Source organism: Streptomyces sp. NPDC023527 (assembly GCF_055560115.1).
This window is the reverse complement of the sequence record NZ_JBVHJJ010000007.1, coordinates 139719-158366: the sequence shown is the minus strand read 5'-3', so window position 1 is coordinate 158366 and position 18648 is coordinate 139719. Positions and strand designations below refer to the sequence as shown.

General features: G+C 73.1%; 17 protein-coding genes, 1 tRNA gene and 1 pseudogene. 8 read left to right on the top strand and 11 right to left on the bottom strand.

Annotated features, from left to right (window positions below; translation table 11 throughout):
• Positions 1-25: 25 nt before the first annotated feature.
• From ACZ303_RS16035 to ACZ303_RS16025, 3 genes are all read right to left on the bottom strand, one after another.
• On the bottom strand, positions 26-856 hold the full coding sequence (locus ACZ303_RS16035; protein WP_467339307.1) for an SCO1664 family protein: 831 nt from the start codon (positions 854-856) through the stop codon (positions 26-28).
• A complete protein-coding gene (locus ACZ303_RS16030; protein ID WP_467339306.1) occupies positions 820-1410 on the bottom strand; it encodes a DUF3090 domain-containing protein in 591 nt (196 codons plus the stop codon). Before ACZ303_RS16030 ends, ACZ303_RS16035 begins: the two co-directional genes overlap by 37 nt.
• A 102-nt stretch (positions 1411-1512) precedes the next feature.
• Entirely contained in the window at positions 1513-2226 is a 714-nt protein-coding gene (locus ACZ303_RS16025) for a histidine phosphatase family protein (RefSeq protein ID WP_467339305.1), read from the bottom strand.
• 98 nt (positions 2227-2324) lie between these two features.
• Here ACZ303_RS16025 and corA point away from each other — a divergent pair, with 98 nt between their 5' ends.
• Complete coding sequence (gene corA, locus ACZ303_RS16020; protein WP_467339304.1) at positions 2325-3317, top strand: magnesium/cobalt transporter CorA; 993 nt, start codon at positions 2325-2327, stop codon at positions 3315-3317.
• 12 nt (positions 3318-3329) lie between these two features.
• Here the strand turns inward: corA and ACZ303_RS16015 are convergent.
• Both ACZ303_RS16015 and ACZ303_RS16010 read right to left on the bottom strand, forming a co-directional pair.
• Positions 3330-3836: pseudogene (locus ACZ303_RS16015) on the bottom strand (ferritin-like domain-containing protein); the annotation flags it as partial.
• A 199-nt stretch (positions 3837-4035) separates the two neighbouring features.
• A complete protein-coding gene (locus tag ACZ303_RS16010; RefSeq protein ID WP_467339647.1) occupies positions 4036-5085 on the bottom strand; it encodes an LLM class F420-dependent oxidoreductase in 1050 nt (349 codons plus the stop codon).
• A gap of 151 nt (positions 5086-5236) precedes the next feature.
• Between ACZ303_RS16010 and ACZ303_RS16005 the strand changes: the two genes are divergently transcribed.
• Positions 5237-6220 (top strand): aldo/keto reductase, encoded by a 984-nt coding sequence (locus ACZ303_RS16005; protein ID WP_467339303.1) that lies wholly within the window; start codon positions 5237-5239, stop codon positions 6218-6220.
• The gene (locus ACZ303_RS16000; RefSeq protein WP_467339302.1) at positions 6217-8772 is read left to right on the top strand and encodes a helix-hairpin-helix domain-containing protein; all 2556 of its coding nucleotides are present in this window, start codon (positions 6217-6219) and stop codon (positions 8770-8772) included. Before ACZ303_RS16005 ends, ACZ303_RS16000 begins: the two co-directional genes overlap by 4 nt.
• Before the next feature lie 42 nt (positions 8773-8814).
• Here the strand turns inward: ACZ303_RS16000 and ACZ303_RS15995 are convergent, their stop codons facing one another.
• Positions 8815-9564 (bottom strand): hypothetical protein, encoded by a 750-nt coding sequence (locus ACZ303_RS15995; protein ID WP_467339300.1) that lies wholly within the window; start codon positions 9562-9564, stop codon positions 8815-8817.
• 47 nt (positions 9565-9611) lie between these two features.
• Here ACZ303_RS15995 and ACZ303_RS15990 point away from each other — a divergent pair, with 47 nt between their 5' ends.
• Entirely contained in the window at positions 9612-9800 is a 189-nt protein-coding gene (locus ACZ303_RS15990; protein ID WP_344088386.1) for a DUF5703 family protein, read from the top strand.
• A 72-nt stretch (positions 9801-9872) separates the two neighbouring features.
• Here the strand turns inward: ACZ303_RS15990 and ACZ303_RS15985 are convergent, their stop codons facing one another.
• The 3 genes from ACZ303_RS15985 to ACZ303_RS15975 all read right to left on the bottom strand — a co-directional run bounded on the left by ACZ303_RS15985 (position 9873) and on the right by ACZ303_RS15975 (position 12579).
• On the bottom strand, positions 9873-10730 hold the full coding sequence (locus ACZ303_RS15985; protein ID WP_467339296.1) for a chaplin: 858 nt from the start codon (positions 10728-10730) through the stop codon (positions 9873-9875).
• Between the two features lie 140 nt (positions 10731-10870).
• Positions 10871-11104: a chaplin gene (locus ACZ303_RS15980; protein WP_467339294.1), complete on the bottom strand. Its 234-nt coding sequence runs from the start codon at positions 11102-11104 to the stop codon at positions 10871-10873.
• A 131-nt stretch (positions 11105-11235) separates the two neighbouring features.
• On the bottom strand, positions 11236-12579 hold the full coding sequence (locus tag ACZ303_RS15975; protein ID WP_467339293.1) for a M20/M25/M40 family metallo-hydrolase: 1344 nt from the start codon (positions 12577-12579) through the stop codon (positions 11236-11238).
• A gap of 230 nt (positions 12580-12809) precedes the next feature.
• Here ACZ303_RS15975 and ACZ303_RS15970 point away from each other — a divergent pair.
• From ACZ303_RS15970 to ACZ303_RS15955, 4 genes are all read left to right on the top strand, one after another.
• Positions 12810-12894, top strand: a tRNA-Leu gene (locus ACZ303_RS15970).
• A gap of 63 nt (positions 12895-12957) precedes the next feature.
• Positions 12958-14436, top strand: a complete 1479-nt coding sequence (uriT, locus tag ACZ303_RS15965; RefSeq protein ID WP_467339291.1) for a uridine transporter UriT — start codon at positions 12958-12960, stop codon at positions 14434-14436.
• 132 nt (positions 14437-14568) lie between these two features.
• Complete coding sequence (locus ACZ303_RS15960) at positions 14569-14976, top strand: (2Fe-2S) ferredoxin domain-containing protein (protein ID WP_467339289.1); 408 nt, start codon at positions 14569-14571, stop codon at positions 14974-14976.
• 103 nt (positions 14977-15079) lie between these two features.
• Complete coding sequence (locus tag ACZ303_RS15955; RefSeq protein ID WP_467339287.1) at positions 15080-15955, top strand: NmrA family NAD(P)-binding protein; 876 nt, start codon at positions 15080-15082, stop codon at positions 15953-15955.
• A 46-nt stretch (positions 15956-16001) separates the two neighbouring features.
• Here ACZ303_RS15955 and ACZ303_RS15950 read toward each other — a convergent pair whose 3' ends face one another.
• Positions 16002-17540, bottom strand: a complete 1539-nt coding sequence (locus ACZ303_RS15950) for an APC family permease (RefSeq protein WP_467339285.1) — start codon at positions 17538-17540, stop codon at positions 16002-16004.
• 65 nt (positions 17541-17605) lie between these two features.
• Positions 17606-18559: a hypothetical protein gene (locus ACZ303_RS15945; protein WP_467339284.1), complete on the bottom strand. Its 954-nt coding sequence runs from the start codon at positions 18557-18559 to the stop codon at positions 17606-17608.
• Positions 18560-18648 lie beyond the last annotated feature (89 nt).

Genomic DNA, 18648 nt, shown 5'->3' with positions numbered 1-18648 from the left:
ACCCCCGATGTGCATCGGGGGCGGATCAGACCGGTGGCCAGGGGATCGCGGGCCACTGTCCGCTGGGCTCACGGTGCCGTCCGGTGCGCAGCAGGTCGGCGACGCGCTCCCGCAGGGCCTGGATTTCGGCCGGAGTGATGAGCTGGGCCAGTCGGGCGGTGAGCGGGCGGTCCTCGGCCAGATCGGCCGAAAGTCGCCGTAGGGCCTCCAGGGCCTCCTCGGGTAGCGGCTCGCCCGCCCAGCCCCACAGGAGGGTGCGCAGCTTGTCCTCGGCGTTGAAGGTCACGCCGTGGTCGATGGCGTACAGCCGACCGTCCGCGGCGGGCAGGAGGTGGCCGCCCTTGCGGTCACCGTTGTTGATCACCGCGTCGAGCACGGCGAGGCGGCGCAGGCGTACGTCGTCGGCGTGGACGAGCAGCGCGGTGCGCTCCTCCCCCACCTCGGCGAAGCCCACGGCCTTCCAGCCCGGCCCCGGCTCCTCCCCCTCGACCAGGGCGAGCAGCGCGCCCGCGGAGTCCTCCTCGACGGACGGCTCGATCCACAGCTGGCACATGCCCTGGCCGTACGGGCCGTCGCGCAGCACCGTGGGCGGGATCAGGCCCCAGCCCATGGCCTCGGACAGCTCGTAGGCCGCGACCTCGCGCTGGGCGAGCGTGCCGTCGGGGAAGTCCCACAGGGGTCGCTCCCCGGCGACCGGTTTGTAGACGCAGGCCGCGCTCACGCCCTCGTACTCGACCGTGCAGTACAGCACCGCGTTGGACGCCTCGCGGACCCGCCCACGCACCGTCAGCTCACCGCGGGCGAGCAGTTCGTGCGGGGTCACACTCCGCGGCGATATCCGTTCTGGCGCGGGCATACGTGTCCCTCCGGGTCGAGCGGCAGGCTGCACAGCGGGCAGGGCGGACGGCCGGCGTTGACGACCTCCAGGGCGCGCTTGGCGAACGCGCGCGCCTGGGTGCCGGTCAGCCGCACGCGCAGCATCGGCGGGCCGTTGGTCTCGTCCTGGAGCAGGCGCTCCTCCGCCTCGACGAGGTCCTCGTCGGTGTCGGCCTCCAGCTCGACGAGCGCCTGCGCCTCCACGATCATGCGCTGGCCCTCGCCGTCCCAGGCCAGGGCCATGGTGCCGACCCGGAACTCCTCCTCGACGGGGGATTCCAGCGGCTCGGTGTCGGCGAGCTCGGCGGGGGCGACGGCGGGCACCGGGGCATTGCCGCCGGTGCGCCGGACGACCTCGTCGAGCAGTTCGTCGATGCGCTCGGCGAGCGCCTCTACCTGGGCCTTCTCCAGCGCGACGCTGGTGGTCCGGCCGGCCGCGGTGGCCTGGAGGAAGAAAGTGCGGCGGCCCGGCAGCCCGACCGTACCGGCGACGAAACGGTCCGGTGGGTCATAGAGGAACACCTGACGGGACAACGTCCTGCTCCATTTGGTTCGGTGGTGGAGTAACCGCTCCGAGTGCCGGTCACGCGTGGTGAGGCGGACGGAGCCGCGTCACCACCCTACTGCGGACCGCGATCACGGTGCTCCCGCCCCGCCTCCCACGACGCCGTCCTCCTCGGCCCCTTCGGCACCGGCCGCGACGCCGGGCGCCTCGGGGTGCGGTGCCAGGCCGCGCAACTCGCCGGTGTCGCCGAGGCGCATCAGGAAGGGGCGCAGGCGGGTGTAGCGGATGGCGGTGACCGAGCAGGGGTCGACGGCGATCCGCTGGAAGAGGTCGAGGTGCAGGCCGAGGGCGTCGGCGACCAGGGACTTGATGATGTCGCCGTGCGAACACACGAGGAAGCAGGCGTCGGGGCCGTGCTCCTCCTCGACGCGGGCGTTCCAGTCGCGTACGGCCTCCACCGCGCGCGCCTGCATGGCGCGTACGGACTCGCCGCCCGGGAAGGCCGCGGCGGAGGGGTGGCGCTGGACGACCTCCCACAGCGGTTCGTCGGTCAGCTCGGCGATCTTGCGGCCCGACCAGTCGCCGTAGTGGCACTCCCCGAGGCGCTCGTCGGTGTGCAGCGGCAGGCCGGGCCGGGCGGCGAGGAGGGGGGCCAGGGTCTCCCGGCAGCGCTGGAGCGGGCTGGTGACGGCGGTCACAAGGGGCAGCCCGTCGAGGCGCCGCGGGAGGGCGGCCGCCTGGGCGGCGCCGCGCTCGTCCAGGGCGACGCCGGGGGTCCAGCCGGCGAGCACGCCCCCGGTGTTGGCGGTGGACCGGCCGTGCCGGACCAGGATCAGCGTGGGCATGGCCGCCAGCCTACGTCGCCCTCCGGCGGTCCTCACCGGTGCCGTCGCGGCCGGTCGGCGGCGCCCGGTGATGTTTCGGTGGGCCGATCGGCGGCAGAATGCCCTGCGTGATCGTGGACTGCGCTATCTACCGGGACGGACGCCGCACCGAGGGCCCCGCCGACTTCTCCGACGCGCTGGACGAGGCGCGCGCCCAGGGCGACTCGTTCCTGTGGATCGGGCTGCACGAGCCCACGGAGAAGGAGTTCGAGCTGGTCACCAGCGAGTTCGGACTGCACCCGCTGGCCGTGGAGGACGCCCTCAAGGCCCACCAGCGACCGAAGCTGGAGGTGTACGAGGACTCGCTGTTCATCGTCCTGAAGCCCGTCACCTACGACGACGACGCGGACAAGGTCACCACGAGCGAGCTGATGCTGTTCGTCGGCGACTCCTTCGTGGTGACCGTCCGGCACGGCGAGGGCAGCCCCCTGGCGCAGGTGCGTCAGCGGCTGGAGCGGGAGCGGGAGGTGCTCCGGCACGGGCCGACGGCGGTGCTGTACGCGGTCAGCGACGCGATCGTGGACCAGTACATCGAGGTGGCGGCCGAGCTCCAGGTGGACCTGGAGGAGCTGGAGGCGGAGGTGTTCGCCCCGGTGGGCGGGGACACCCGCAACACCGCCTCGCGAATCTACAACTTCAAGCGGCAGGTGATGGAGTTCCGGCGGGCCTCGGGGCCGCTGACCGAGCCGATGACGCGGCTGGCGGGGGCGGGCGTGCCGTACGTACCGCAGCGGTCGCAGCCGTTCTTCCGCGATGTGAGCGACCATCTGACGCGGGCGAACGAGTCCGTGGACGGGCTGGACCGGCTGCTGACCGACATACTCTCCGCGCACCTCGCGCAGATGGGCGTCCAGCAGAACGACGACATGCGCAAGATCTCGGCGTGGGCCGCGATGGCGGCGGTCCCGACGATGATCGCCGGGATCTACGGGATGAACTTCGACCACATGCCGGAGCTGCGGCAGCCGTGGGGCTATCCGGCGGCTGTCGTGGTGATGGCCGCGGTGGTGGTCTGGCTGCACCGCTACTTCAAGCGGCGCGGCTGGCTGTGAGCCGGTGCTGGATCAGGCGAACTCGGCGGCGGTGGTGGGCCCGCCCAGCGGGTCGCGGAGCCGCGGCGGGCGCAGGGTGACCATGCGCCGCCGGCCGATGAGCCGGTCCTGGAGGCACGCCGCCCGGATGCCCAGCGAAAGCGCCAGGGACTTGGCGCGGGACCAGCCCAGGATGGCGCCCATGCGGGCCATCACCGCCAGGCCGACGTCCCGGTGGACGCGGATCCCGGCCAGGGCGCTCTCCCGCAGCACGGTACGGATGACGTCGGCGTGCCCCTCGCGGGACAGCCGCAGCAGTTCCTCGTGGCAGTAGGCGAGGTGGTTCGCCTCGCCGTGGGAGATCATCCTGATCGCCCTGCCGACCTCGGGGTGCTCGCCGAAGTGCCCGGCGAGCATGTCCATCTGGTCGGCGGCGCGCTGCTCGGTGACCCGGCTGTGCGCGAGGTGGACGACGATGTCCCGCCCGGTCAGCCGCGTCTCGCCGCGCAGCAGGCTGTGGGCGGGGCCGATGGCACGGCGCGGACGAGGACAAGCACTCAAGTGCCATGGCCGGGGGGCGGCAACAGAGGGCGGTGCGCACTCGGCCGAATGCGCGCGACCGAAGGTGCGCCCGGCGCGTAACCACACGCCCGCCCGGGCGTTGTCTTCAGTACCGGCCGTGGCGGGGAAGACACCCCGAGCCCCCACCACGGCCGTAGATTTGCCCCTCGTTCCTCCGCTACGCCAGCCCGGCCCGCTCCAGCGCCTCGACGCCGGCCCGCAGGCTCGCGATCCGCTCCTCGAGGGTGAAGCCCGCCGGGGCGAGCGACAGTGTGGTGACACCGGCATCGGCGTATGCCTGCATGCGGTCGGCGACGCGCTCGACCGGGCCGAGCAGCGCGGTGGAGTCGATCAGCTCGCGGGGTACGGCCGCGGCGGCGCCGGCCTTGTCGCCGGAGAGGTACTTCTCCTGGATCTCGGCGGCGGCCTTCTCGTAACCCATGCGCTGGGCGAGCTTGTTGTAGAAGTTCTGCTTGGCGCTGCCCATGCCGCCGACGTAGAGGGCGGTGTACGGGCGGAAGAGGTCGGCGAGGGCGTCGACGTCGTCGCCCAGGGCCATCGGGACGGTCGGGGCGAGGTCGAACCCGTCGAGGTCCTTGCCGGCCTTGGCGCGGCCCGCGCGCAGGGCACCGAGGGTGGTCTCCTCCGCGTGCTCGGGGGCGAAGAAGACGACGAGGGCGCCGTCGGCGATCTCGCCGGTCTGCTCCAGGTTCTTCGGGCCGATGGCGGCGATGTACAGCGGGATGCGCTCGCGCACGGGGTGGACGGTGAGCTTGATGGGCTTGCCGGGGCCGCCGGGCAGCGGCAGGGTCCAGTGGTCCCCGTCGTGGGTGACGCGCTCGCGGGACATGGCCTTGCGGACGATGTCGACGTACTCGCGGGTGCGGGCGAGCGGCTTGTCGAACTTCACGCCGTACCAGCCCTCGGAGACCTGGGGGCCGGAGACACCGAGGCCGAGCCGGAAGCGGCCGCCGGAGAGCGAGTCGAGGGTGGCCGCGGTCATCGCCGTCATGGTGGGCGTACGGGCGGGGATCTGGAAGATGGCGGAGCCGACGTCGATCCGCTCGGTCTGCGCGGCCACCCAGGACAGGACGGTGGGGGCGTCCGAGCCGTACGCCTCGGCGGCCCAGCAGACCGAGTAGCCCAGCCGGTCGGCCTCGCGGGCGACCGCGAGATTGTCGGCGTCCATCCCGGCGCCCCAGTAGCCGAGGTTGATTCCGAGCCTCATTCGACTCATCCGGACTCCCCTTACTGATCAGTAACGTCGCTGTTCCGGGGACTGTAGCGCGCTGACCCGGCGTCCGTCATCGGTGAGTTGTCCACAGGGCGTTGTCCACAGGCCGCCACGGTGTGCGCCGCGGCCAGTAATCTCAGCGCTCATGGAGCTAAGGCATCTGGGCCGCACGGGCCTGCGGGTATCCCGGATCGGGCTCGGCACGCTCACGTGGGGCCGGGACACGGGGGAGACGGACGCGGCCGATCAGCTCAAGACGTTCTGGGAGGCGGGTGGCACGCTCGTCGACACGGCGGACGTCTACGCGGACGGCGGCGCGGAGTATCTGCTGGGGCAGTTGCTGGAGGACCTCGTGCCGCGCCGCGATCTGGTCATCGCCACGAAGTCCGGCAGCGTGCCCGACCCCGACCGGCGGTTCGACGGCTCCCGGGGCCATCTGCTCGACGCGCTCGACGCGTCCCTGGAGCGGCTCGGCACGGACCACGTCGACCTGTGGCAGATACACGCCTTCGACCCGTACACGCCCGTCGAGGAGACGCTCCAGGCCATCGACATCGCGGTGAGCAGCGGACGGGCCCGCTATGCGGGCGTCTCCAACTTCTGCGGCTGGCAGCTCGCCAAGGCCGCCACGTGGCAGCTGGCCGGGCCGGGCGTACGGACCCGGCTGGCCAGCACGCAGATGGAGTACTCCCTGCTCCAGCGCGGCATCGAGCGCGAGGTGCTGCCGGCCGCGCTCGACCTGGGCATCGGGGTGCTGCCGTCCTCCCCGCTCGGCCGCGGCGTCCTCACCGGCAAGTACCGCCACGCCACGCCCTCCGACTCGCGGGGCGCGTCCGAGCACCTGGCGCCCTTCGTCGCCCCGTATCTCGACGAGACCGCGCGCCGCGTCGTGGACGCCGTCGCCACGGCGGCGGACGGCCTGGCGACGACGCCGCTGGAGGTGGCGCTGGCCTGGGTGCGCGACCGCCCCGGAGTCGTCGCCCCGATCATCGGCGCGCGCAACGCGCAGCAGCTCGGCGCGGCATTGTCAGTGGAGGCCCTTACGCTTCCGGACGAGATCTGCCGGGCGCTCGACGATGTGTCGGCGCCCGTGCACCGCTATCCCGATCAGGACTGGAGCACCCTGTGACTACCGACCGCCTCACCGGCGAGGCCGCCCCCACGCCCTCGGAGGAGGGCACTCCGACCGCGCAGGGGGGCTCCATCGCGCCGGCCGCGGAGGCGGTGGCCGCGGGCGGCTCGGAGCGGGAGCCCGGCGCGGGCGGCGCTGCCGCGCAGGCGCGGGAGCCCGAGACGGGCCCGGCGTCCGCGGAGGGGCCGGAGCCCGGTCCGGGCGGGCCTGAGCCGGCGGCCGGCGGGGACACGGCGGGTGCGCCGGGATCCGCACCCGACGGGGGCACCCAGGACGCCGGGACCGCCGACATCCCGGCGGAGGCGCCCGCGCGGAAGCCTTCGCTCGACGAGCCCGGAGCGTCGGCCGGCGGGGACGCCACGGATGCCGCCGCGAGCACGCCGGAACCCACACCCGGCGGAGACAGCACCCCGGACGCCCAGGCCGCCGACATCCCGGCGAACGAGGGCGACCCGCAGCCGGTACTCGGGCAGGGTCAGCCTGAGGCAGCGACCGGCGGGAACGCCACGGACCCCGTCGCGGGCACGCCGGGCTCCCCACCCGACGGGGACACTCCGGACGCCGAGGCCGCCGACATCCCAGCGAAGGCGCCCGCGCCGAAGCCCGGCGCGGGCTCCGGGGAGCCCCAGGAGACCGGTGATACCGCCGGAGGCAAGCGGCGGTCCGCTGTCGCCGAGGCGTTGGCCGCCGCTGTGAGGGCCGTGGAGAGTGGGGAGAAGCCGGCGACGGCGTTCTTCAACGAGCCCAGCCGGCCGGCCGCGCCGGTCCGCCGGGCTCCGGAGCGTACGGGCGGCCCCGCCGCACCCACCGCTCCCGCCGCACCCACCGCTCCCGCCGCTCCCGCCGGCAGGCGGCCCGCGCCGACCGCCGAGGGCCTGGACGGAGTCCGCGCCGTGCTCGCCGCCGGCGGCGCTCCGGAGCAGCTCGCCGGGCCGGTGATCGAGGCACTCGGCGAGCAGGCGGCCGAGGAACTGCGGGAGGACCCCTGGCGGCTCCTGGCCGTCGCGGGCGTCCGCCCCGAGCAGGCGGACGGCTTCGCACGGGCCCTGCTCGGCCCGGAGTGCGGTCCGGGCGACGAGCGCCGGGCCCAGGCACTGACCGTCTGGCTGCTGGAGCGCGCCGCCCTCGAAGGGCACACCGTGCTGGAGGCGTCCGTGCTGCGCTCGGCCCTCGCCCGACACGCGGTGCCGGACCCGGACGAGGCGCTCCAGGCCGCCATCGCCGAGGGCGCCGTGCTCGTGTTCCAGGAGGCCCTGGAGCAGCCCGGACCCGCCTCGGCCGAGGAAGAGGTCCCGGTGCGGCTGCTGCTGGGCCTGGACCGCTATGCCATGGCCGAGGAGAGCCTCGCCGACGGTCTCGCCCGGCTGATCAACAACTTCGAGGCCGCCGACTGGGAAGCCGCCGCTGCCGCCGCGCCCTCCCCCTCCGCCGCCCAGCTGATCCGTGCGACCGCCGGTGCGGGCCTCGTGGCCCACAGCGGCGGCGAGACGGCTCGCGCCGAGCCCGTCGCCGTCGTCGCGGCGGCGGCCGAGCTGGGCCTGCGGGCCTGTGTCGCCGTGCACACCGAGGACGGCAGGCGCCGGGCGGACGGCGTCGAGACCGTGACCGTCGCCGGGCTGCTGTCCGGGCGGGAGGGGCCGGGCCGGGACGCGGACGGCGCGTTCGCGCTCGACGTGCTCGCCGTGCTCGACGCGCCGCAGCTGGACGTCGAGACGGCGGCGATGCTGGTGGAGTCGCTGGCGGACGGCGGACGGCTGGTGCTCAGCGGCGACCCGGGAGTGCTGTGGTCGGCGGGGCCCGGCCGGGTCTTCGCGGACGTCGTGGCCGCCCAGTCCTGTCCGGTGGTCGTCTCGCGCACCCCGGACACCGGCCCGATCGGCGAGCTGGTGTCGGGGATCGGGATCGGCGAGCTGGGCGAGCCGGCCGCGCCCGGCAAGGAGGTCGTGATCGTGCCCGTGCGGGAGCCCGCCGAGGCCGTGCACCGCACGGTGCAGCTGGTCGCGGACTCCATTCCCCGCGCGCTCGGCGTGCCGGCCGAGCGGACCCAGGTCATCACCCCGGGCCATGGCGGCCCGGCCGGCACCCGGGCGCTCAACGCGGCGCTCAAGGAGCGGCTGAACCCCGGCCCCGGCCGGTTCGGCGGCTTCGACCCGGGCGACCGGGTCGCGTACGTCCCGGCCCCCGGCCGGATGGTCCCCGGCACCGTGGTCGGCGCGGACGCGGAGGGGCTGCGCCTGGACTGCGCGGGCGTGCCCGTCGTCGTACCGAAGGAGCACGTGGGCGAGGCCGTGCGGCACGGCTGGGCCGTGACCGCGCACCAGGCGGTCGGCACACGCTGGCCGGCGGCCGTGGTGGTGCTGCCGGGCGACGCGGCCCGGACGCTGACGAGGTCGTGGATCTATACGGCGTTCGGCCGGGCCGAGCGGCACCTGTCGGTCGTGCAGGGCGTGGACGAGGCGCTGCCGCGCGCCGTCGCCGAGGTGCCCGCGAAGGAACGGAGCACCCGGCTCCGTTCCCTGCTGCGGGCGCAGAGCCGCCCCTCGGAGTGAGCGTGGGGCCGCGCCGGGCCGGCCCGGCGCGGCCCGTAAGGGTCAGCGCCCGGCGCCCCGGGGCGATGCCCCCGCGCCCGGGCCCCTGCCCTCGATGCCGCCCTCGTCGAGGCCATCGACGTCATCGCCTTCGTCGTCATCGCCGTCGTCGAGGTCCAGCTCCTCGTCGAAGACGGCGCTGACATCGAAGCGGCAGATCACCCGCTGCGGATCGGCCTGGTCGAAGGGGGCCGACAGCCACTCCCCCGGCTCCGCGGGGTCGTCGGCCGCGGCGACCCAGAGCGTGGAGTCGCCCTCCTCCAGGCCGAACTCCTTGTGCCGGGAGGCGATCTCGTCCGGTTCGTACTCGCCGAACAGCACGCCGAGCGCCGCGTGCACGCTGCTGCCGACGATGCCGGCCGCGCCGGCGGAGCCGCCCGTGCCCGCGGGGGCGTCGACGTCGGGATCGAGGTCGGCGACCCGCTGGGCCTGCGCGAGGAGCCGCTGCGGTTCGATCACCGCGTAGTCCCGGCGGATCAGGACGCTCAGGGCGCTGGGCTCCTCCGGCCCGGCATAGGCGGGCAGGGTGTCGTCACCGGGGATCTCGAAGGGGGTGACCTCGTCATAGACGTCGTACAGCAGCTCGTCGTACGCCTCGGCTGTCGCGGCCAGCTCGTTGAACGCGGCGTAGACGGCCGGGTCGTCCTCCCCGGACCGGCGTTCGACGGCGTCGAGGTGGCGGTCCAGCGCGGCTTTGACCGCCTCGGCGGCGGCGCGTACCTCGGCAGCGGTTGGCTGCGCAGCATCAGACATAGTGCAGACGCTATCCGCACCGGACCCGTTCCCGCACAATAGATGCGATGCCGGAATACGAATTCTGTGATGTGTATGTGCCGAGAGGGGTCTCCCGAGGTGCGACCACACGCTTGCTGACCGACCATGCCGAGTACGGACACTGGGAGTTGGACCGACTGCGTCTCTATCCCGACGGCAGCCGCAGAGTGCGGCTGCGGCGTCGGATCATTCGCCAGGTGCGTGCCACGTGGTGAAAGCGTACGGAGCGGGCCCCGCGACGACGGGGCCCGCTCCGTGCTATGTGCGTCCTGGCCGGTGCGACCCGGTCAGTTCTGGGCGGAGCGTGCGCGGCGGTAGATGACCGCGCCGCCCAGCAGCAGTCCGGCGCTGGCGGCACCGGCCATGCCGAGCTGGCCCGCACCGGTGTGCGCGAGCTCGACGGCCTTCGCCGCCGGGGCAGCGAGCGGCGCGTCGCGGTGCTCGGCCTTCACCTCGGTCGACTTGTGGTGACCCGTGGTGTGCGCCGGGCTCACGGCGGTCGGCTTGTGGCCTGCCGGGTGCTCGGCGTGGTGACCGGCGGGCTTGGTGTGCTCCGCCGGCTTGTGGTGACCGGCCGGCGGCTTGTGGCCGGGCTTCTCACCGGGGTGGTGGGGCTTGTGGTGCTCCGGCTTGCCGGGCTGCTCGTGCCCGCCGGGGTGCCCCTGGTGGTGACCACTGACATTGGCGCAGTCGTTGCCGGAGGTGTAGTTGCCGACACCCACGACATTGACGCTGTTCCCGCAGGCGTTCACCGGAACGCTGACCGGCGCCTGCACGGTGTTGCCGGAGATCACGCCGGGCGCGTTGTGGCTGGCGCCCTGGGCGGCCGAGCCGCCGTGGCCCCCGTGACCGCCCTGCCCGCCGTGGCCGCCGTGACCGTGACCGCCGTGCCCGTGGCCGCCCGACCCGTTGACACAGGTGTTGCCGGAGGCGGGGTTGAGCACACCGACCACATTGACGGTGTTGCCGCAGGCGTTCACCGGCACCTGCACGGGGACCTGGACGGTGTTGCCGGACGCCACGCCCGCCGAGTTGGACGCCACACCATGGGCGCCCGAGTCGGCGAACGCGTAAGCACCGGTCATGGCGATCACGCCACTCGCGGCCGCCGCCGTGATCAGACTCTTCTTACCGGCCTGTCGCATTGAAGTTCTGCCTCTCTTGCCTTCTGCCATCGGAACAACGCGCGGGCAGATGGGCCCGCAGGTCGAAAACCCAGCGGCCCCGGAGTCGCGCGGACGCGCTCCGGAGCCGCCTTCACACCCTTACGGGTAGAGGCACAACGTCAGTAGTTGACACAGGTGTTGCCGAAGGTGGGGTTCAGCAGCCCGACGATGTTGATCGTGTTGCCGCAGGCGTTCACGGGGACCGACACGGGAACCTGGATGACATTCCCGGAGACGACGCCCGGCGAGTTCACCGCGGCACCCTGGGCACCCGAGCTCGCCACGGCCAGCCCCGCACCGGCGATGACGACACCACCGGAGACGGCCGCAGCAGCGACAACCTTCTTGAGCATGTGATTCCTCCTCGTTGGCAAACGGTCCCAGCCGCGGACCGCACACCTGTAACGACGAGGAGGTAATCGGGCTACGCCAACCCTCGATCCATTCACTCTTTTCGGTTAACCGGAAACGGATTTACGAGGTTTCAGCACTGGTCGAGGAATCGATCGAGCACCCGTGCGCCGAACTTCAGCCCATCCACGGGCACACGTTCGTCAACTCCGTGGAACATTCCGGCGAAGTCCAGCTCCTGCGGAAGCTTCAGCGGCGCGAAGCCGAAGCACCGGATGCCGAGGTCGTCGAAGGACTTGGCGTCGGTGCCGCCGGAGAGCATGTACGGAACGGCGCGCGCGATGGGGTCCTCGGCCCTGAGCGCCGACTGCATGGCGTCGACCAGGCCGCCGTCGAAGCTCGTCTCCAGCGCCTTGTCCGCGTGCACGTCCTCCCGCTTGACCCGCGGCCCGAGGATCCGGTCGAGGTCGGCGAGGAACTCCTCCTCGTAACCCGGCAGGAACCGTCCGTCGACGTGCGCCGTGGCCTGCCCCGGGATCACATTGACCTTGTATCCCGCGCCGAGCATGGTCGGGGCGGCGGTGTTGCGCAGGGTCGTACCGATCATCTTGGCGATGCCGCCGAGCTTGGCGAGCGTCGTCTCCATGTCCTCGGGGTCGAGCGGGGTGCCGAGCGCGTCGGAGAGCTCGTCGAGGAAGGACCGTACGGTCTTGGTCATCCGCACCGGGAACTCGTGCCGCCCCAGCCGGCCGACCGCCTCGCACAGCTCCGTGATCGCGTTGTCCTTGTTGGTCATCGAGCCGTGCCCGGCGGTGCCGTCCACGGTGAGCCGCATCCAGTGCATGCCCTTCTGGGCGGTCTCGATCAGATAGAGCCGCAGGTTCTCGTTGACGGTGAAGGAGAAGCCGCCGACCTCGCCGATCGCCTCGGTCACGCCCTCGAAGAGCCCGGGGTGCTTGTCCACCAGGTGCCGGGCCCCGTAGACGCCGCCGGCCTCCTCGTCCGCGAGGAAGGCCAGGACGACGTCGCGCGGGGGCTTGCGGCCGGAGCGCATCCGGTCCCGGACGACCGCGAGGGTCATCGCGTCCATGTCCTTCATGTCCACCGCGCCGCGCCCCCACAGGCACCCGTCCGCGATCTCGCCGGCGAAGGGGTGGTGGGTCCAGTCCTCGGCGTTGGCGGGCACCACGTCGGTGTGGCCGTGGATGAGCAGGGCGGGCCGGGAGGGGTCCTCGCCCTCGATCCTGGCCACGGTCGAGGCCCGGCCCTTGTGGGATTCGAAGATCTTCGGTTCGAGCCCGACCTCGGCCAGCTTCTCGGCCACGTACTCGGCGGCGGCCCGCTCACCCGGCCCGGAGTGGTCGCCGTAGTTGCTGGTGTCGATCCGGATCAGATCGCGGCAGAGGTCCACCACCTCGTCCTCGGCGGTCAGGGCGCTCCCGCCCTTCGCGTTGCCGGCGGGCTTCGACTCGCTCACGCTGCCTCCTCCTGGTTCGCTGCCGTGCGCGGCCCGGATCACGGTGGGCGCACGGCGTGGGTCCTCGGCCATCCTCTCTCTCCGCCCCGCTGAGCCCAAGGCCGCAATGCGCCCGACATACGCACGTCACAGGGGTCGGGCGGCGGTCCGGGCGCGTGATCGAGCACCCCCAGATCTTTGGTATTGTTTTCCACGTCGGAAGGGGCACGGCCCCGAAAGACAGACACCTTGTCCGGGTGGCGGAATGGCAGACGCGCTAGCTTGAGGTGCTAGTGCCCTTTATCGGGCGTGGGGGTTCAAGTCCCCCCTCGGACACAACGAAAAACCCCAGCTGAGCTGGGGTTTTTCTGTGTGCTCGCTCCCAGAGATCCAGTAGGCATGAACGTTTCCCGCACTGACCGCACCACCGCTGACCACACCGCTGACCGCACCACCGCCGACCGGCCCGCCGGCGCCGTGGCCCCCCGCCCCGTCCGGGTGGGTGTGCTGATCACCGCGCTCCTCACGGCCTGCGTCGCCTTCCAGCTCAACGCCAGCATGCTCAGCCCCGCGCTGAAGAGCATCGAGGACAGCCTCGGCGCGAGCTCCGCCGAGATCGGGCTCACCCAGACGGCGTTCTTCACGTCGGCGGCGCTGTTCTCGCTCTTCCTGCCCCGGCTCGGGGACATCATCGGCCGGCGCCGGGTGCTGGCCGGAATGCTGGCCCTCATGGCCGTGGGCTGTGTCATCGCCGCGCTGGCGCAGAGCGTGCCCATGCTGTTCGTCGGGCGTGTCGTGCAGGGCATCTCCGGCCCGACCGTTCCGCTGTGCCTGATCATGCTGCGGGTCGAGGTCACCGAGCCGAAGCGGTACGGCACCCTGCTGGGTGTGATCACCGCGGTCAACGGCGGCATCGCGGGCGTCGACTCCCTCGCGGGCGGCTTCCTCGCCGACAACCACGGCTTCGAGGCGGTCTTCTGGGCCATGGCCGGTGTGGCGGTCGTCGCCACGGCGCTCGTCGCCGTCCTGACCCCCGAGTCCAAGGTGCCCGCCGCCGGCCGGATGGACTGGCCGGGGGTCGCCCTGCTGGTCGCGTCGGTGGGGTCGCTGCTCATCGCGCTCAACGAGGCCGGCAAGCTCGGCGCCGCGAACTGGCCGCTCGTCGGCGGTCTCACCGCCGCCTCCGCCGTCGCCTTCGCCCTGTTCTGGCGGACCGAGGACCGCACCGCCCACCCGCTGGTCGCCACCCGGCACCTGCGTCGGCGCGCGACCTGGGCGACGCTGCTGACCACGGTGCTCACCATGACGGGTGTGTTCGCCGTCATGAACGGTCTGATCCCGGCGTTCGCCCAGGACGCCGAGGCCGGTCTCGGCATGACGGCCGAGGAGTCGGCGTGGTGGACGCTGACGCCGTACGCGATCGCCGGTCTCGCCATGGGCCCGGTAGCCGGCCGGCTCGCCGCGACCTTCGGGTACGGGCGCGTCCTGCGGATCGGACTGGTGGGGGCGGCCGCGTCGGTCGTGCTGATGATCCTCACGATCCCCGCCCACTCGCACGGCATGCTGCTGGTGGCCTCGGTCCTGGTGGGCATCACCTACGCGGGCGTGGCGAACATCGTGCTCAACGGGCTCGGCATCGTGCTGTCCCCGAACGAGAACCCCGGCTTCCTGCCCGGCCTCAACGCGGGTGCGTTCAACCTCGGCGCGGGCCTGAGCTTCGCGCTGCTCTACGCGGTGAAGACGGCGGCCCTGCCCTCGGACCCGGCGTCGGCCACCGGATACACCTCCGGCATGATCGCCGGAGTCGTCATCCTGGCCGCCGCCCTCGCGGCGTCCTTCCTGATCCCGAAGCCGGTGACGGCCGAGGCGCACGCCTGACGGATCCCGTCGCGGACCGTGGAAAGCCCCAGCCGGCTGGGGCTTTTCGCTGCGCGCGGGCGGCCGGTGGCCCCCGGGGCGTGCCCGCCCGAGCCTGTTCGGCCACGTCGGGCCCTGCGTATCATCGGCCCGATGATCTCCAACCGTGGCCGCGCCGTGCCCTCCCCCGCCTCCGCCCCCTGCCGGATCACGGTCTGCCGGGGCTGCTGCTGCGGTGATCCCCGCAAGGTGCCGGGCGTCGATCACGCCGGGCAGATACCGAGGTTGCGGGCGGCGGTGGACGGTGCCGCGCAGGTGCGGGCGTCGGAGTGCCTGGACGTGTGCGACCAGGCGAATGTGATCGTCGTGCAGCCGTCGGCGGCGGGCCGGGCCGCCGGGGGCCGGCCGGTGTGGCTGGGCCTGGTCAACGACGACGACGCGCTGGCGGACATCGCCGCGTGGGTGCGGGCGGGCGGCCCGGGCCTGGCGGAGCCGCCGGGGGTGCTGGACCTGTACGAGTTCACGGCGTCGCGGCGGGTGGGCAAGGCGCTGGAGGGCTAGGCCGGCTCGGAAATGGCCGATTCGCGCGTGTGGGCTTGCCCGGTGGGGCGACCGCGGCCACGCTGCGGGGAATGCCGGTGAAGCGGACGAGAAGGATGTGCCGATGACCATCGTGGTCACCACACCGACCGGACACGTGGGATCGCGCGTGGTGCGGCTGCTGCTCCAGGCCGGCGTCCGTCCGCGCGTCCTGGTCCGTGACCCGGCCCGCCTGGACGAGGCGACCCGCGCGCGGGTCGATGCGCGCCGGGGCGACCTGACGGACGCGGGGTTCGTCCGCGAGGCGGTGGCGGGGGCGCGGACCGTCCTCTGGGTGGACCCCACTCCCCACACGACGGCGGATCCGATCGAGACCTCGCTGCGGACCGCGGCACCGTTGGTGGAGGCCGCCCGGCTGGGTGATGTGGGGCGCGTGGTGCTGTTGAGCAGTATCGGCGCGGAGAAGCGGCACGGGGTCGGGCACATCGACGCGCTGGCCGGGATCGAGGAACGACTCGACGCCACCGGAGCGGATGTGCTGCACCTGCGGTGCGCGTACTTCTTCACCAACCTGTTGTCCGACCTCGAAGGACTCTCCCAGGGCGTCCTGACCACGGCGTTCGATCCCGACCACCCGATGCCCTGGGTCGATCCGCGCGACATCGGAGACGTGGTCGCGGCCCGGCTGCTGAACGACACCTGGCAGGGCCGGGTGGTGCAGGCCGTCCACGGGCCGGAGGACCTCAGCTTCCACCAGGTCGCGGAGATCCTCACCGAGGCGCTCGGGCGTCCGGTCCGGCTCGACCGCGTCGGCGACGACGCGGCGCGGGACGCGCTGCGCGCGGCGGGGCTGCCTCCCTCGGCGGTGGAGGGCGTGGTCGGGATGACCACCGGATCGCGCGACCTGGTGCCCGAGCAGCCCCGTGACCTGCTCACCACCACCCCCACCCCGCTCAGCGGGTGGGCTCACGCCCACCTGCGTCCGCTGCTGGAGAAGTGACGGGAGGCGCGGGCGCCGGGCGCCCGCGCCGTCCCGAGGCGATCCGTCAGCTCGCCGCGCGGGGGCGCGGGATCGCGGCGGCCGCCTTCTCCAGCTGGAACGCCTCGTTGCCCAGGCCGATGCTGCTGTGCACCTCGGGACGCAGGTACTTCAGTACGAGCCCGTAGCCGACGCCCACGACGACGGCCGCGCCGATGACGCCGGGCAGGATCCAGCGCAGGGCCGAGCCGGGATCGGCACCGAGCAGCACGTCGAAGTCCCTGACGGCGTAGACGGCGATGACCAGGAGGGCGAGGCCGGCGAGGCCGGAGGCGACCAGCCGCGGCGCCTGGGCGCGGGCGGCGCCGCGCCGGACGAAGAAGGCGATGACGGCGGCGGAGGCGGCGGCCATCAGCACGATGACGCCCAGTGCGCCGACGTTGCCGCTCCAGGTGAAGAGGCGCTGGACGGGCGCGGTCGGGTCGCCGTTGGGCTTGTTGTCGGTGATCGCGAAGAGCAGGACGACGAGGAGCGAGACGACGCTCTGCAGGAGGGAGCCGTGGGCGGGGGCGCCGCTGGCCTTGGCGGTGCGGCCGACGGCGGCGGGCAGCAGCCCTTCGCGGCCCATGGCGAAGGCGTAGCGGGCGACGACGTTGTGGAAGCTGAGCATGGCGGCGAACATTCCGGTCACGTAGAAGACGTGCATGACGTCGGCGAAGGCGCCGCCGAGCCGGTCCTCGGTGAGGGCGAAGAGGAGGTTGGGGCCCTGTTCCTGGGAGAGGCCGACGATGCCGCCCGGGCCGGCGGCGACGCTGAGGGCCCAGGAGCTGAGGGCGAAGAAGAGGGCGACGAAGCCGACGGCGAGGAAGGTGACGCGGGCGACGACGACCTGAGGGCGGCTGGTCTCCTCGGCGTAGACGGCGGCCTGTTCGAAGCCGACGAAGGCGGCGATGGTGAAGCAGAGGGCGGTGCCGAGCCCGCCGCCGCTGAGCGTCTCGGGGTTGAAGGAGTGGAGGGAGACGCCTTCCGGGCCGGGGCTGCCGACGCCGACGATGTCGAAGACGACGACCATGACGCACTCGATGAGCAGCAGGACGCCGAGGACCTTGGTGCTGAGGTCTATCTTCAGCCAGCCGAGGACGCCGACGATCAGGACGGCGGCGAGGGCGGGCACCCACCAGGCGACGGAGACGCCGAGGTGCTTGTCGAGGAGGCCGGCGAGTTCGAAGCCGAAGATGCCGTAGATGCCGAACTGCATGGCGCTGTAGGCCACGAGGGCGACGACGGAGGCGGCCGCGCCCGCGGTGCCGCCGAGGCCGCGGGCGATGTAGGCGTAGAAGGCGCCGGCGTTGTGGACGTGGCGGCTCATCTCGGCGTAGCCGCAGCTGAAGAGGGTCAGCACCACGCCGAGGATGACGAAGAGCAGGGGCTGGCCGACGATGGCCATGGTGCCGTAGGTGGTGGGCATGACACCTGCCGTGACCATCAGCGGCGCGCTGGCGGCGACGACCGAGAGCAGCAGCCCGGCCACCCCTATCCGGTCGGCGCGCAGGCGTCTGTCCTGGCCTTTGAAGGTGCTGATCTCGCTCGTCGTGCCCGTCGGCATGGCGGGGTCGTCCTTCCCATGGGGGTGAGCGGGGGGGCGTGTTCGCGGGAGGCGGCGGAGCGGCCTCAGGCCGAGCCGAGGGCGGCGCGGCGGGCGGCCTGGAACGCCTTCCTGGGGTCCTGGTCGGGGTAGGACCAGGGGGTGCGGGTCGCGTGCGGCCCGATGCGGGTGAGGAGGGCGGCCGCCTCGGCGAGGCGGCCTTCGTGGAGCTTGGCGTGGGCGAGGTAGTTGAGGTCGACCTTGCGGCGGGGGTGGGCCGTACCGTCGTCGACGTCCCATTCGAGCCACCAGTCGAAGGCGGCCTTCATCACCTGGCGGGCGCGGCGGGTGGTCCAGTGGCCGGAGCGCGCGGGGTCGGGGGGTTCGACGCCGGCGCGGGCGAGGACGCGGTAGCGCTCGGCGTGGGCGACGACGGGGAGGACGGCCAGGGGCGAGTCGGCGGGGGCCTGCTCGGCGGCCCAGGCGGCGAAGTCGTAGACCTCGTGCAGGGGGTCGTCGCGGTCGCCCTTCTGGTGTTCGGCCAGGCAGGCGGCCATGAGGTGGTGCGCGTGGTGGTGGTCCCGGTGGCGGGCGCGGACCTGGTCGAAGGCGCGTACGCGTTCGTCGTCGGTGCCGGTGCGGTGGGCGAGGATGAGGATGCCGAGCCAGGGCGAGGGGTCGGCGGGTGCCATCCGGGCGGCGGTCAGGCAGGCGGCGCGGGCCACGTCGGGGATCTCCTTGCCGCCGACGGCCCGGCAGACGGTGGCGCAGGCGAGGAGCGCGGCGGCGTCGGGGCTGTCGGGTTCGGCGAGCTGCCATTCGCGGGCCCAGGCGACGCTGGTGGGGCCTTCGGCGAGGACGACGAGGCGGTGGCCGCGGCGGTCCCAGTCGTCGCCGGTCTCGGCGAGGAGGTTGCGGGCCTCCGCCCAGCGGCCGCGGGCCAGGGCGTCACGGACAGTGGCCAGTGCGGCGTCGTCCAGGGCGGGGTCGAAGGTCGGTCCGTCCTTGTTCCGGGGGCGGCCCAAGGGTGGGGGCGTCATCTGCGGGGTTCCTCCACGGCGTACGTCCCCTCCGGGCGCCGGGTCGAGGCGTCCGCAAACCATCCACTTCAGTCACGCACAGCAAAGCG

Bases quoted from the DNA above. Each gene is read 5' to 3' on its own strand.
- ACZ303_RS16010 (WP_467339647.1), bottom strand. From the start codon at position 5,085: ATGAGGCTCGGAATCAACCTCGGCTACTGGGGCGCCGGGATGGACGCC.
- ACZ303_RS15995 (WP_467339300.1), bottom strand. From the start codon at position 9,564: ATGTCTGATGCTGCGCAGCCAACCGCTGCCGAGGTACGCGCCGCCGCC.
- ACZ303_RS16005 (WP_467339303.1), top strand. From the start codon at position 5,237: ATGGAGCTAAGGCATCTGGGCCGCACGGGCCTGCGGGTATCCCGGATC.
- ACZ303_RS16035 (WP_467339307.1), bottom strand. From the start codon at position 856: ATGCCCGCGCCAGAACGGATATCGCCGCGGAGTGTGACCCCGCACGAA.
- ACZ303_RS16025 (WP_467339305.1), bottom strand. From the start codon at position 2,226: ATGCCCACGCTGATCCTGGTCCGGCACGGCCGGTCCACCGCCAACACC.
- ACZ303_RS15945 (WP_467339284.1), bottom strand. From the start codon at position 18,559: ATGACGCCCCCACCCTTGGGCCGCCCCCGGAACAAGGACGGACCGACC.
- uriT (WP_467339291.1), top strand. From the start codon at position 12,958: ATGAACGTTTCCCGCACTGACCGCACCACCGCTGACCACACCGCTGAC.
- ACZ303_RS15990 (WP_344088386.1), top strand. From the start codon at position 9,612: ATGCCGGAATACGAATTCTGTGATGTGTATGTGCCGAGAGGGGTCTCC.
- ACZ303_RS15960 (WP_467339289.1), top strand. From the start codon at position 14,569: ATGATCTCCAACCGTGGCCGCGCCGTGCCCTCCCCCGCCTCCGCCCCC.
- ACZ303_RS15955 (WP_467339287.1), top strand. From the start codon at position 15,080: ATGACCATCGTGGTCACCACACCGACCGGACACGTGGGATCGCGCGTG.
- corA (WP_467339304.1), top strand. From the start codon at position 2,325: ATGCCCTGCGTGATCGTGGACTGCGCTATCTACCGGGACGGACGCCGC.
- ACZ303_RS15950 (WP_467339285.1), bottom strand. From the start codon at position 17,540: ATGCCGACGGGCACGACGAGCGAGATCAGCACCTTCAAAGGCCAGGAC.
- ACZ303_RS15985 (WP_467339296.1), bottom strand. From the start codon at position 10,730: ATGCGACAGGCCGGTAAGAAGAGTCTGATCACGGCGGCGGCCGCGAGT.
- ACZ303_RS15980 (WP_467339294.1), bottom strand. From the start codon at position 11,104: ATGCTCAAGAAGGTTGTCGCTGCTGCGGCCGTCTCCGGTGGTGTCGTC.